Annotated in this window: 13 protein-coding genes and 1 pseudogene; 8 read left to right on the forward strand and 6 right to left on the reverse strand. The window is 72.7% G+C overall.

Annotated elements, in window-relative coordinates; all coding sequences use genetic code 11:
• The first annotated feature begins 34 nt into the window (after nt 1-34).
• Nucleotides 35-505: a hypothetical protein gene (locus tag AB0O19_RS26295; RefSeq protein ID WP_363622911.1), complete on the forward strand. Its 471-nt coding sequence runs from the start codon at nt 35-37 to the stop codon at nt 503-505.
• 1,180 nt (nt 506-1,685) lie between these two features.
• Here the strand turns inward: AB0O19_RS26295 and AB0O19_RS26300 are convergent.
• From AB0O19_RS26300 to AB0O19_RS26310, 3 genes and pseudogenes are all read right to left on the reverse strand, one after another.
• Nucleotides 1,686-1,996: pseudogene (locus AB0O19_RS26300) on the reverse strand (ribonuclease BN); the annotation flags it as partial.
• Nucleotides 1,997-2,260: 264 nt separating this feature from the next.
• Nucleotides 2,261-2,860 carry a cation transporter gene (locus tag AB0O19_RS26305; RefSeq protein ID WP_363622913.1) on the reverse strand — a complete coding sequence of 200 codons (600 nt, stop codon included), beginning with the start codon at nt 2,858-2,860 and terminating at the stop codon, nt 2,261-2,263.
• 127 nt (nt 2,861-2,987) lie between these two features.
• Nucleotides 2,988-3,653 (reverse strand): helix-turn-helix domain-containing protein, encoded by a 666-nt coding sequence (locus AB0O19_RS26310; RefSeq protein ID WP_363622915.1) that lies wholly within the window; start codon nt 3,651-3,653, stop codon nt 2,988-2,990.
• A gap of 110 nt (nt 3,654-3,763) precedes the next feature.
• On the opposite strand from AB0O19_RS26310, the gene AB0O19_RS26315 reads away from it, so the two are divergent.
• Both AB0O19_RS26315 and AB0O19_RS26320 read left to right on the forward strand, forming a co-directional pair.
• Nucleotides 3,764-4,192 carry a nuclear transport factor 2 family protein gene (locus AB0O19_RS26315; RefSeq protein ID WP_363622917.1) on the forward strand — a complete coding sequence of 143 codons (429 nt, stop codon included), beginning with the start codon at nt 3,764-3,766 and terminating at the stop codon, nt 4,190-4,192.
• Nucleotides 4,189-5,037 (forward strand): NAD(P)H-binding protein, encoded by an 849-nt coding sequence (locus AB0O19_RS26320; protein ID WP_363622919.1) that lies wholly within the window; start codon nt 4,189-4,191, stop codon nt 5,035-5,037. The genes AB0O19_RS26315 and AB0O19_RS26320 overlap by 4 nt, the downstream gene beginning before the upstream one ends.
• Nucleotides 5,038-5,227: 190 nt before the next feature.
• On the opposite strand, the gene AB0O19_RS26325 is transcribed toward AB0O19_RS26320, so the two are convergent.
• A complete protein-coding gene (locus tag AB0O19_RS26325) occupies nt 5,228-5,875 on the reverse strand; it encodes a TetR family transcriptional regulator (protein WP_363622921.1) in 648 nt (215 codons plus the stop codon).
• A gap of 109 nt (nt 5,876-5,984) precedes the next feature.
• Between AB0O19_RS26325 and AB0O19_RS26330 the strand changes: the two genes are divergently transcribed.
• From AB0O19_RS26330 to AB0O19_RS26345, 4 genes are all read left to right on the forward strand, one after another.
• Complete coding sequence (locus AB0O19_RS26330; protein ID WP_363622923.1) at nt 5,985-6,512, forward strand: HXXEE domain-containing protein; 528 nt, start codon at nt 5,985-5,987, stop codon at nt 6,510-6,512.
• Nucleotides 6,513-6,717: 205 nt separating this feature from the next.
• Nucleotides 6,718-8,499 (forward strand): endo-1,4-beta-xylanase, encoded by a 1,782-nt coding sequence (locus AB0O19_RS26335; RefSeq protein WP_363622925.1) that lies wholly within the window; start codon nt 6,718-6,720, stop codon nt 8,497-8,499.
• 37 nt (nt 8,500-8,536) lie between these two features.
• Complete coding sequence (locus AB0O19_RS26340; protein ID WP_363622926.1) at nt 8,537-9,721, forward strand: histidine kinase; 1,185 nt, start codon at nt 8,537-8,539, stop codon at nt 9,719-9,721.
• Entirely contained in the window at nt 9,718-10,386 is a 669-nt protein-coding gene (locus tag AB0O19_RS26345) for a response regulator transcription factor (RefSeq protein ID WP_363622928.1), read from the forward strand. Before AB0O19_RS26340 ends, AB0O19_RS26345 begins: the two co-directional genes overlap by 4 nt.
• 127 nt (nt 10,387-10,513) lie before the next feature.
• Here AB0O19_RS26345 and AB0O19_RS26350 read toward each other — a convergent pair whose 3' ends face one another.
• Nucleotides 10,514-10,951 (reverse strand): aquaporin, encoded by a 438-nt coding sequence (locus AB0O19_RS26350; RefSeq protein WP_363622930.1) that lies wholly within the window; start codon nt 10,949-10,951, stop codon nt 10,514-10,516.
• A 390-nt stretch (nt 10,952-11,341) separates the two neighbouring features.
• On the opposite strand from AB0O19_RS26350, the gene AB0O19_RS26355 reads away from it, so the two are divergent.
• On the forward strand, nt 11,342-11,545 hold the full coding sequence (locus AB0O19_RS26355; RefSeq protein WP_363622932.1) for a cold-shock protein: 204 nt from the start codon (nt 11,342-11,344) through the stop codon (nt 11,543-11,545).
• A gap of 426 nt (nt 11,546-11,971) precedes the next feature.
• Here AB0O19_RS26355 and AB0O19_RS26360 read toward each other — a convergent pair whose 3' ends face one another.
• A complete protein-coding gene (locus tag AB0O19_RS26360) occupies nt 11,972-12,514 on the reverse strand; it encodes a CGNR zinc finger domain-containing protein (protein ID WP_363622934.1) in 543 nt (180 codons plus the stop codon).
• Between the last annotated feature and the right edge of the window lie 36 nt (nt 12,515-12,550).

Raw genomic sequence — 12,550 nt, forward strand, 5'->3', positions numbered from 1 at the left:
CTCGGAGAAGACGAACGGCGACGTCCCGCAGGAAGTGGTCCGGGTCCTGCTCGACTACGAGTCGTCCCGGATGACGGCCCACTACGCGCGGATCACCGACCAGACGGTGCGTCGGCGCTGGGAGGAGGCGATGAAGGTCAACATCAAGGGCGAACGCGCCGCACTGGACACCGACGGGCTGCTCGGCCAGGCCCAGTGGGCCAAGGTCCGCTACGGCATCGCGACCCGGACGCTGCCCAACGGCCACTGCGGACTGCCCGTCCAGAAGACCTGCCCACACGCCAATGCCTGCCTGACCTGCCCGGTCTTCGTCACCGGCCCCGAGTTCCTGCCCGAACTCCGTGACCAGCGCACCAGGACCCTGACGCTGATCGACAATGCCACCAGCTGCGGACACACCCGCGTCGCGGAGATGAACCGGCAGGTCGCCGACAACCTCACTCGCATGATCGACCAGATGCAGGAGGACCCGGGCACGGGCGAGGAGAGCGCCGATGCGAGCTGACAACACCCACCTGATCACCGCCGCCGCAGCACGCCGAGCAGCAGCAACCCGGCAACACGCCACCAGGGCACTAGGGCGCATGGACGCCGCGGGTGCTGCGATCACCTTCGAGACTGTCGCCCGCGAGGCCAAGGTCTCCCGGTCCTGGCTCTACAACCAGCCGGACATCAGATCCGAGATCGAGCGCCTCCGAGCCCGGCACCGCACGTCCCCGCGGCCCGGCAGGTCCCTGACCGGCAACGGGCATCCGACGCCTCCATGCTTCGCCGTCTGGAAGCCGCCACCGCGCGAAACCAGCGATTGGAAGCGGAGAACCGCGAGCTCAGGGAGGCGTTGGCACTGGCGCTCGGCGAACGCCGCGTCGCCGACGTCCGAGGCACCGGAGTCAGCACAAGGGGCAGAACATCCACGACTGTCATCGGCCCGTGTTGACAGCTGGATATAGGAGGCACCGTCAATTCTTGTCGTTTGAGCGGGACTGCTGCCCCGTTCCTGCGGGAGAAGTGACCCCGAGCGTCTTGCCGTCCGCCCCGGCCCTCGCTACACCCTCGATCGCCAGACAAATTCCGAAAACACGGTCATGACTGGTCCAGCCGTTGACGCGTCCGCGATTGTTGCTGATCTGAACCCGCTTCCGGGCCTGGTCCACCGCTGACACCAAGTGCAAGTACACGGTCCCGGTGACCCGGGCGAGAACGATGTCTCCAACTTCCAGCTTCGACGGGTCAACCGGCGCGACGACCACCTGTTGCCGACTACGTATCAACGGAACCATCGAGGAGCCACTCGGTCGGAACTCCACGGTTGCCCCACCAGTGACTCTGCCTGCGACTGCATCCAACATGCCCATCCGCCGATAGTGCCCGACCAGGCCCCACCGCAGCGAAGCATTTCCGCTGCCGACGACAGCGCGGCACGTCGGCAGCAGGACCTCGGCGACACGCCGAGGTGCGTAATTTCACGGACGAGAACGCGGCACTGTCACCTGCGTCGAGGTAACTGACGGCATCCCCGACCTCCACCAGAGCGACGCCACGACACGTCACCACTCCCCGAGACCGCCGACCCCATGCCTGAACAGCGGAAACGCAGCCCTCAAGCCCGGAAAGACAACGGCCACTGACCCCCGCGGGTGCGGGGAGGACTCAGTGGGCCTCGACGAGCTCCGGCAGGCCGCCGCTCACCTTCGTCGTCTCAGCGCGGCTGTCGCGCGCGGGAGTTCTTCGTGGAGCAGTCGGCCGGCCAGTGCGCCGCCGTACACGATGGCGCCGACGCCGACGAGCCAGGACTGGACGACGAGGACGGCTTCGACGGGGCCGTAGGCGAGGGTGCTGGTGGCGATCAGCGGTGAGGCACGAGCCGGGAGAAGAGTCTCAGGCCGAGCAGCCCGACCGTGGTGGCCACCGCACCGGGCAGCAGGGCTCTCCAGCCAACCCGTCCGCCGAGTGGCAGGTGTTGCGACCACCAGGTGAACAGGGCTGCGGTCAGCACCGCGGCGAAACCGCCGACGGGGCTTCAGAGGGTGTCGTCACCGTTCGGGCGGGTCCGGATGCTCGGCGGCCGTGTGCTGGCGGGCTTCGCAGAACGGGCCTCACGACGTACTGCGGATCCCGGGGCCGCTGAAGCCGACCCCGCTCGCACCGGCACGGCAACCGGGTACCCGACTCGAACGTGGGTCACGAACCAACTCCTGCCGCAGGGAAGCGAAGCAGCCGCCGGACACACCGCAAACCGCAACGATGACGGCGGTGCGACTCAGTGCTCGCCGGAGAAGGTCTCCTTCGCCTCGCGGAGCGCGTAGTAGGCGAGTACGTAACCGGCCAGCGGGTCGGCCCACCACCAGCCGAGCGTGGTGTTCAGCAGGAGGCCCGCGAGGACCGCGACAGCGAGGAGGCCGTCGATCAGGGTCACCCGGCTCTCGGTCTTCAGCACCTGGTTGTCCAGCGCGGCGCCGGTTCGGGCCTTGCTGGCGGCCAGGGCGAACATCACGGCTGCCGTCACCGCGGTCCACCCGATGCCCAGTGACGAGTGGTGGGGGCGGAAGCCGGTGGCCAGCACGAAGGTGGACTGCACCAGCAGGTAGAGGGCCAGGAGCGTGAAGCCGCCGCCGATCAGGCGCAGCGCCCGTCGCTGCCGCGCCTCGCCGGTACCGCTCAGTTCCCAGACCACCACCGCCGAGGCGCCGATCTCGATCAGGGAGTCGAGGCCGAAGCCGGCCAGTGCCACGGAACGGGCGGAGATCGCGGCCACCGCGAGTACGACGAAGCCTGCCACGTTCCAGGCCAGGGTCGTGTACTCCAGGGCGAACCCGCGGCGGAGCAGGGCCGTGCGAGCGGCGTCGTTGGAGGTGGTCATGCGTCGAGTGTCGCAGGCAGTTCCGCACGTTCGCCCGGCCCGGATCGAACGACGCCCGACCAGGACGGGATGGTTCGATGAACGGGCCGGCCCGGCGCAATGGGACGGGTAGCCGGCTCCGGACGCCTCATCGTCTCGTTTCTTCGACCGGGAGCCGGGGATCCGCGTGCTGCGGGCCTTCGGGTGCGGGTGCGGGTGCAGGTGTCGGGCGTGCGGTGGCGTCGAGGCACCGGGCGGTGAAGGCCTCCAACTGTGCCCGCAGTTCCTCGCGGGGCACCTGCTTCTCGCCCGCGAGGTGTTCGACGAGGTCTGCGCGGGTCGCCGCGAGCAGGGCATGGGCGGTGAAGTCCGGGTCGGCCAGGCCCGGGAGTCCGTGGAGCAGGTCGCGGAGGAGGGTGTGCCAGTGCTCGTAGTGGTCCGTGTGGTACGGGCTGTCGGCTCCCGTGCCCTCCAGGGCCAGGGCGAGGTGGCGGTTGTCGAGCTTGAAGCACAGGAGTGCGTCGAGCAGGGCCGGTACGCGCTCGGTGGGCGGGGTGGCGGGGCCCAGTGGGGGTGGGCCGGATCCGACGGCGGTCGTGAGGGGTTCGAGGCGCGTGCCGTAGAGGGCCCGGATGAGTCCGGTGCGGTCGCCGAAGGCGCGGAAGAGCGTTCCCTTGCCGACGCCGGCCGCTTCCGCGATGTCGGCCATGGTGACGTCCTCGGGGCTGCGGCAGTCGGTGAAGAGGGTGTCGGCGGCGGCGAGGGCGGCTGCCCGGTTGCGGGCCGCGTCCTTGCGGGGCTTGCGCTCGGGCATGGTCGTCCTCCGGTGGGTGGCAAGGGTCGGTTGCAAAGCGGACCAGCGGTCCGTATCTTCAATGAAGCGGACCGCAGGTCCGTATCGTACGCGACCGAGGGACGGAAACCATGCTCGCGAACACCCGGCCGGCCGAGCTGTACCGCCACAGCCTGCGCCTGCTGCTGGACAAGGACATCGACGCCTGGGTCGGCCTGTGGGCCGAGGACGGCGTGATGGAGTTCCCCTTCGCCCCACCGGGTCGGCCGCGGCGACTGGAGGGGAAGGGCGCCGTCGCGGACTACATGCGCGACTACCCGGACCACATCGACCTGCATGGCTTCCCCGACCTGCGGATCCACGAGACCGCGGACGCCGCGACGATCGTCGCCGAGATGCGCGGCGTGGGCCGCGTCGTGAAGGGCGGCGGCCCCTTCGAGATGACGTACATCGCCGTCGTGACCGTCCGGGGAGGGCGGTTCGCCGTCTATCGCGACTACTGGAATCCGCTCGTCCTGCAGCAGCCGGGCCTGGACTTCGCAGGGAGCAGCGCCTCATGACCGCCACCGCCACCACCCTCGTCACCGGGGCGACCGGCACCACCGGCAGCCGGACCGTCAGGCGCCTGCTCGCCGCCGGACACCGCGTCAGGGCCGCGTCCCGGCGCGCGACCGCGCTGCCCGGTACGGATCCGGTGCGCTTCGACTGGTACGAGCCCGGCACCTTCGGGGACGCTCTCGCCGGAACGGACCGGGTCTACCTCGTGCCGCCCGTCGGCGAGCCGGACCCGGCGTCCGTCATGCTGCCGTTCCTCCGCAGGGCCCGCGCCGCGGGCGTGTGCCGGGCCGTGCTGCTCGGCTCGTCGGCCGTTCCGGTGGGCGGCCCTGCGGTGGGGCGGGTGCACCAGGCGCTGCCCGGCCTGTTCGACGAGTGGGCGGTGCTGCGGCCCTCGTGGTTCATGCAGAACTTCACGGGCGGGCACCTCCATGCTCGCAGCATCCGCGAGGACGGTGTCATCCGCACGGCGGCCGGGAGCGGGAGGGTCGGATTCGTCGACGCCGACGACATCGCCGCCGTGGCGGTCCACGCCCTCACCGACGACCGCGCACCGGACGGCGATCTCGTCCTGACCGGGCCGGAGGCGCTGAGTTACGACGATGCGGCCGCGATCGTCGGTGAGGTCATCGGACGTCCCGTGGTGCACCGCCACCTGACCTACGACGGCTTCCGGGACCACCTGGCCGCCGGGATGCCGCTCGGGTTCGCCGAACTCCTCGCGGGCCTGGACCGCGCGATCGCCGGGGGAGCGGAGGACCGCACCACCGACACCGTGCGGCGCCTCACCGGCCGCTCGCCGCACGGCTTCCGGCAGGTTGTGGAGCGGGAGTTGACGCGAGGGCGATGACCGGCCGGGGGGCGCGGGACCGCCGGGCCCGGCGGCCCCGCGCCTGGGCCCGGCGGTCCCGTTGTCGGCGCGGCGAAGGGGGCATGGCAATCGCTGTCATCGTCGGAGACCCGTAAGGCCGTGGGGTCGTAAGGCCATGGGGCCGTGGGACCGCCTGTCGCGGGATCGGCTGGTCCGTGGCAGGCGGTGCTCAGCCCTGCGTGTCGCCCTCCGGCCGTCGTTGCGGGGCGAGGAGTTCGTGGAGGGCGGGGGCGATGACGGCCGCGATGTGCTCGGGGGAGGCTTCCTCCAGGGGCGGGAAGCGGAGGACGTGGCGGCCGATGCCGATGCCGAGGGCGATCGAGCCGAGCAGGGCGGCCTTCAGCTGTGCTTCCTCGCCCGGGATCGCGACCACCATGGGGTCGCGATCCGGGTCGGCGAGGAAGGCGGCCCGCAGCGTGGACCAGGCCTGTTCGTGGGAGAGCATGGCGCGGACGACGTGGAGCGCGCTGCCGCCGGTGTCCTCCAGGGCGTGGAGGAAGTCGAGCAGCATCCGCTCCCCGAGTCCCTCGCCGGTGTCGCCGCCCGTGCCGCCCTCGTCCTGCCACTGGGCGCCGCGCAGTTGGAACTGCTCGATGACCGCGCGGGTGAACAGCGACTCCTTGGACGTGAACCAGCGCATCACCAGTGATGCGTCGACGCCCGCCCTTGTGGCGATGGCGCGCACGGTGGTCGCGTCGTAGCCGTCCCGGCGGAAGAGTTCCCGGGCGGCGGACAGTACCGCCTGCTCTCCGCGCTCGCGGCGCTCTGCTCTGGAGGAGGCGAGCGGTGCGTCGGGCGTTTCGGCTGATGTCGACATGGTCGAAGCCTACCCGACTTGATCAACGCCGTTGACCGAATCGGAGCCGGGAGCTAATTTGAGTCAACGCCGATGACCCAATCTTCAACCGATGTGTGAGCAGGGGAACATGACGATGGACCTGGTACGGGCACGAGTCGACGCCCGATGGTGGATCTGGGGGCTGCCGCTCTCCTTCGCGGTGCACGACGGGGAGGAGGCCGTCGCGATCGTGCTCGACGGCGGCCTGGACCAAGGCGGCATACGTTTCACCGTCGCGCAGTCCCTCACCGCGATCCTGGCGGAGTTCGCCGTGGTCTGGGCCCTCACCCTGTTCGCCGACCGCGCCCTGCGGGCCGGACACACCGGGCGTACCGGTCCCGGCGGTTGGGCGCTCGACGCCTACGCCGCCCTGCTGGGCGGCTGGACCCTGCACGGACTCCACCACGTCTATCTCGGGCTCAGCGGCAGCGGCTACCCGCTCGGAGTGATCACCGCCCTGCCCGCAGTGGTGCTCTACGGCGCACTGACCTACGCGGCACTGCTGCGCGCCGGGCTGCTCGACAGGCGGCGGACGGTGCTCAGTCTGATCGCCGGGGCGCCCGCCGCCGTCCTGCTCGTCGCCGCCGCCCTCACCTTCGGCCGCCTCACCTCCTGAGCGCGGACGGTCCTCGCGGGAGCCCCGCGAGGACCGCTCCGACCCGCCCGAGCAGTCGCCGAGAGCGACGCCCCAGGGTGGCGTGGGTGGCGCTGTGTCAACCAAGGGACCATCTCGATCTCCGCCTCCCGGCCGACCGAACCTCACCTTCCCCGTTCTTAGGGTTGGTGTGTACCCCGCCGAAGCCCCTGACAGGAGCCCACCCGTGCCTTCCGCACCTGCACCCGCCACCGTCCCGAGCAGGGCCGCCGCGCTCGCCTCCCTCGCTCTCGCCGGTGTCCTCGTCATCGCCGCCTGCGACGCGCCCGGTGGTGGGGGCGCGGCCCCGTCACCGACCGTCACTGCCCCCACCGGGGGCGCCGTCACCCCGGCCGACCCGGTCGGCGGTACGGACCTGCTGGGCGGCGGGCACGACTGGTCGCACTTCGCCGGCGCCACCGCCGGGCCGGACGGGCTCCGGATCCGCCCGCTCGGCCGGATGATCGTCCGGCAGGACGGCTCCGGCGGCCAGCCCAACCCCCCGGTCAACCTGCGCGGCCCGCACCTGGAGACCAGTGGCGACTTCGAGCTGACCGCAGACCTGCGCGGCACCTCGCACGCCGGCGCCTACCTCCAGCTCTACGGCGAGCTTCCGGTGGTCTACGACGAGTGGCGCCAGGAGCGGCGCAGCGTGCGGCTCGGCGTGGTGGACGGGCGGCTGGAGGTGGCACTCTTCGACGGGACGAAGGCGGACCCGGCGTTCGTCCGGACCTTCGGCTCGGGTCTGCCGGACGACGTCACGCTGACCGTGAGCCGTCACGGCGACGCCCTTCGGTTCGCGGTCGGCGGCGGGGTGCTCGGTGAGCTGCCGGCCGTCGGGGCGTTCGGCTCGACGCAGGTCTGGTTCGGGGCGGACGCCGCTGTCGGCGGCCAGGGCTGGCGGCTCGCCGCCCTGCGGGTGCGGCCGTTGGAGGGCGGGGCCGTCGCCGTGGTGGACGGTGCCCCGTCGGCCGAGCAGCGGCCCGAGGCGGACTCGCTGCGCGCGCTGGGCGCGGGCCGGCCCCGCCCGCTGGGCGTCGGTGCTGCCGCCGCGAGCGCGCCGCTGGCGACCGACCAGGCCTACCGGTCGCTGCTGGCCGGGCAGTTCTCCGTGCTGACGCCCGAGAACGACATGAAGCCGCAGTTCGTCCACCCGCAGAAGGACGTCTACGACTTCACCGAGGGCGACAGCCTGGTCGACTTCGCCGCCGCCAACGGCATGCAGGTGCACGCCCACACCCTGGTCTTCGGCGAGGCGCTTCCGCGCTGGATGCGCGAGACGCCGGCGGGTGGGCGCGAGAAGGTGATGCTGGATCACATCGCCGAGGTGGCAGGCCACTTCAAGGGGAAGGTCGCCGAGTGGGACGTGGTCAACGAGCCGATGTCCGTCGAGGAGGGGGACTACGGTCCGGGCCGGGACGGGCTGCGCCGGCACGTCTGGCAGCAGGCGATGGGCGAGCGCTACATCGACAAGGCGTTCCGGGCCGCCCGCGCGGCCGACCCGGATGCCAAGCTGTACCTCAACGAGTTCGGCCTGGAGGAGGACGGTGCCCGCTGGGACGCCTTCCTCGCGCTGGTGAAGCGGCTCAAGCAGCGTGGTGTGCCGGTGGACGGGGTCGGCTTCCAGTCGCACATCCACGCGTCCGGCGACCATGTGAAACCGGAGACGCTGGCCGACCACTTCAAGGACCTCGCCGAACTCGGGCTCGCGGTGCGGATCTCCGAGATCGACGTGCACGGCGAGGACCGGCAGGCGCAGGCCGGCCAGTTCGGTCTGGTCGCCGAGGTCTGCGCGCAGACGCCGGGTTGCACCTCCTTCGGTACCTGGGGCGTGGGCGACCGCTACGGCTCCACCGCCGCGCACGACAGCTACCCGCTCGCCCCGGGGGACGAGCTGATGTGGGACACCGAGCTGAGGCCGAAGCCGGCCGTGGCCGCCGTCCGGGACGCCCTGGGCGCGGGCAGGTGATCACCGGCAGGTCACCCGGGCATGATCCAATGCCCTCATGCAGCAGCCCGCCGACCAGCCGAAACCCGATCCCGCCACGACGGTGGCGGGCCCCTACCCGCGGCTGCCCCGGCCGGTCGTCGACCTCGTACCCCCGGTGCTGATCCTCCTGCTGCTCGTCCCGCTGGCCGCCGCCGACCCGGACGTCGGGCCGACCGGCTCGCCGGCCGTCAACGCGGCCCTGATGGCGGGCGGCGCGCTCGCCCTGGCCGCCCGGCGGCGGGCGCCGCTGGCGGTCACCGCGGTCACCTTGCTCAGTGGCCAGCTGCCGCTCGCCGTCGCCCTGTACGGGCTGGCCGCCCGGCGCGGCCCCACCCGTGCGCTCGCGGTGCTCGGCGTCCTCGCCGGACTGCGGCTGACGATCCCGTTCGACCTCGGCGACCTCACCACGCTCTCCACCCTCGCCACCGTGGTCGAGGACCCGCTGGTGTTCGGCGCGGTGCCGCTCGTCCTCGGCCTGGCCGCCCACCAGCGGGCCCGCGCCGTCACCGTGCTCGCCGAACGCAACCGGCTGCTGGAGGAGGCTCGCCGGTACGGCGAGGAGCGGGCCGCCGCCGCCGAACGCGCCCGGCTGGCCCGCGAGATGCACGACGTCGTCTCGAACCGGGTCTCACTGATCACCCTGCACGCCGGCGCCTGCTCGCACGCGGCCGCCGACGATCCGGTGACCGTCGGGGAGACCCTGGAACTGATCCGCGGCCTCGGACTCCAGGCGCTCACCGAACTGCGCGGACTGCTCGGGGTCCTCACCCCGGCCTCGGAGGACGCCCCGTCGCTGAGCGGCCTGCCCGCCCTGGTCGGGGAGTCCCGACAGGCCGGCCTCGCCGTGACACTCACCGTGGCGGGCGCGGGGGAGGGCGTGCCCGAGCCCGGCCCGGCCGTCCAGTACGCGGCGTACCGGATCGTCCAGGAGGCGCTGACCAACGTGCACAAGCACGCCCCGGCCTCCACCGCCACCGTCACCGTCGAGGTCCGCCCGGACGGGCTGCGGGTGGCCGTGGTCAACACCGGGGGCACGTCCGCCGAAGGCCCCGGGCTGCCCTCCGGCGGGCACGGTCTGGACGGCATGCGCGCCCGGGCCGGCGATCTCGGCGGCACCCTGGAGGTGGGGCCCACCCCCGGCGGCGGCTTCGCCGTCCGGGCCGGGCTGCCGCTCGCCGCGATCGCGGGAGCCGCCGCGTGATCAGCGTCGTCCTGGCCGACGACGAGACCATGGTCCGCGCCGGGCTGAAGCTGCTCCTGCGGGCGGAGAGCGACATCGCGATGGTCGCGGAGGCCGCCGACGGGGAACAGGCGCTGACCGCACTCGCCGAACACCGGCCCGACGTGCTGCTGCTCGACCTGCACATGCCCCGGCTCGACGGCCCGGGCGTGCTGCGGGCCCTGAGGGCCGTGCCCGAGGCGGCGGGCGGGACCCGCGTCCTGGTGCTGACCACCTTCGACGGTGACGAGCACCTCTTCCCCGCCCTGCACGCGGGCGCCGCCGGCTACCTGCTCAAGTCCTCACCGCCCGACGAACTGCTGCGCGGCATCCGGGCCTGCGCGGCCGGCGAGACGGTGCTCTCCCCCCGGGTCGCAGGGCGGGTGGTGGCCCGCATGCTCCAGCAGGACAGCGCGCTGGCCGGGCACACCCCCGCCTCCGCCGAGGCCGCGCTGGCCGGCCTCACCGACCAGGAGCGGGCGGTGCTCGACCTGTTGACCGAGGGCCTGCCCAACGCGGCGATCGGCGAGCGCCTCGGCCTGTCCGTCTCGACGGTCAAGACCTACGCGAGCCGGGTCAACGCCAAACTCGGTGTGACCAGCCGGTTGCAGGCGGCCCTGCTCCTGCAACGCCTGCGCTCGGGCTGACCGGTCGTCGGTCCGGCGGGCGGCGCACAGAACACCGGCCCCGGCCGCCGGGCCCGATGCCGGCACACCGGACGAGGGCGGGAGCCGCGTCGCCGCCCGCACCCGGCTCCTTCCGGAGCGGTGCCGGTCAACCGGACCGGTGGGAAGGCCGGCTACCCCCGTCGTCCTCCGTGCCCTGCGCGGCGCGGGTGGCCTCCGGGCTCGGCGGGCCCCGAAGGATCCGGGCCAGCGGCACCGCGAGGAGGGCCCCGGCGAGCGGCCCGACGAGGTAGATCCACACCGGACCGCCGTGACCGCCGACCACCACCGGCGCGAGGCTTCGCACCGGGTTCATCGAGGCGCCCGACGCCGGCCCCGCCCACAACCCGGCCAGCGCGATGTAGCCGCCGATGGCGATCGCCGCGTTGTGGCCGATGTTCCGCGCCCCCGAGGACGTACCGAGGATGACCGTCATGAGGCCGAAGGTCAGAAGGGCCTCCAGCGCCAGTCCGGCACCCCATCCGATACCCGGCCCGAGGCGGCTTGCTCCCACCTGGCCGCTGCCGCCGAAGAGCGCCCGCAACACGCCTGTGCACCATGGCGCTCGGCTCCCGTGAGCCGCTGCTACTGGTCATCGCTCTCCTCCGAGGTCGGTTCCTCTCCCCGGGTCTGCCGGTGCGAGGCCCCCCGCATCCGTTCGGCAGGGGAGTCCCGCCCGTGTTCGCCACCGCCGGCGGCTCGACACGGCCGGAGCGCGTACGGCGCCACAGCCTCGCCGCTCCGTGTCGGGTTCGACTCCCTGGCTGAGGAGTCCGCTGCGGTGTAGCGTTTTGATCAAGCTGTCGTGGTTCCGAAGTCATCGCCTGCGGTTACGTGCCGTGCGCGTTCTTGCTGTTCGACGCCTTTCCGGACCAGGGCGATCACCTTCGGGCCCGCACCGGTGGGATCCCGATCAGTTCCCATGAAGGACAAGCACATGGCTACCGGCACTGTGAAATGGTTCAACGCCGAAAAGGGCTTCGGCTTCATCGAGCAGGACGGCGGCGGCCCCGACGTGTTCGCCCACTACTCGAACATCGACGCCCAGGGCTTCCGTGAACTCCAGGAGGGCCAGAAGGTGGCCTTCGACGTCGTGCAGGGCCCGAAAGGCCCGCAGGCTGAGCACATCCGCCCCGCCTGACAGCAGCGCATGAGGGGGCGCCCCGCACGTACCCGCGTGCGGGGCGCCCCCGAGTCTCGGGGAACGGATCCCGTCGCACTGCTCGGTTCGGACGGACCGGCGAACGTTCGGGCCCCTCACGGCCGGGGGACTGCCCGCCACACCGCATGCACCTGTGGTCCGGGTCCACGCCGTCGCCCGCACGCCCACCCCGGCGGGGTCCATCATCTGCCCGACGAGACCCTGGTCTTCCCCGCCCACGGCGCAGGCTCCGCCTGCGGCCGGAGCCTGTCCGCCGACCGCCGCCTCGTCCTCCACTGCGCCGGCGGCCTCCGTTCGTCCGTCGCCGCGAGTGAGCCACCACGGCCACGCCGAGGCCTGCGACCTGCTCGGCGGCTACGCGGCCTGGGAGTCCGCCCCGGCCGGCCGAACGGTAGGGGCGGGCCGTCAGCCAGTGGCGCGCTGGGCCCGGTGGGCGGCGACCCGCACCCGGGTGGCGCAGCGCGGGGTGCAGAAGCGCTGCGGGGTGCGGCGGCCGGTGTCGATGAAGAACCGGTCGCAGTCGGGGGCGGCGCACTCGCCCCAGGCGCAGGTGCCGCGCTCGCTGAGCCACAGGCCGAGGGCCAGGGCGGAGGTGGAGAGCAGCCAGTGGGTGAGGCCGGCGGCCGGGGGCGCCTGGGTGTGCATCGACCAGGGGCGGCCGGGGAGGCGGACGAGGCGGGGGCGGGCCGGGTAGTGGTCGAGCAGGGTGTTGATCGCTTCGGCCGCCTCGTCCTCGTCGTGGAGGGCGAGGATGCCGATCAGCGGGGCGGCGGCTTCGCGCAGCTCCCTGGCGTCGGCGTCGGTGAGCCGGAAGGGCGGGCCTCCGTGGCGTTCCAGGAGGGCTTGCAGATCGGCGGCGCCCGCCTCGGGGTCGGCGCGGACGGTGTTCGCGAGCTCGGTGACGAAGTGGAGGCCGCGGGGGTTGCCGCCGTCGTGGTCCTGGGTCATGGGTGCGCCCCTTCCGATCGTTTGCGCACCCCATGG

It is taken from the genome of Kitasatospora sp. NPDC091276, assembly GCF_040684355.1.
Classification (GTDB): Bacteria; Actinomycetota; Actinomycetes; order Streptomycetales; family Streptomycetaceae; genus Kitasatospora.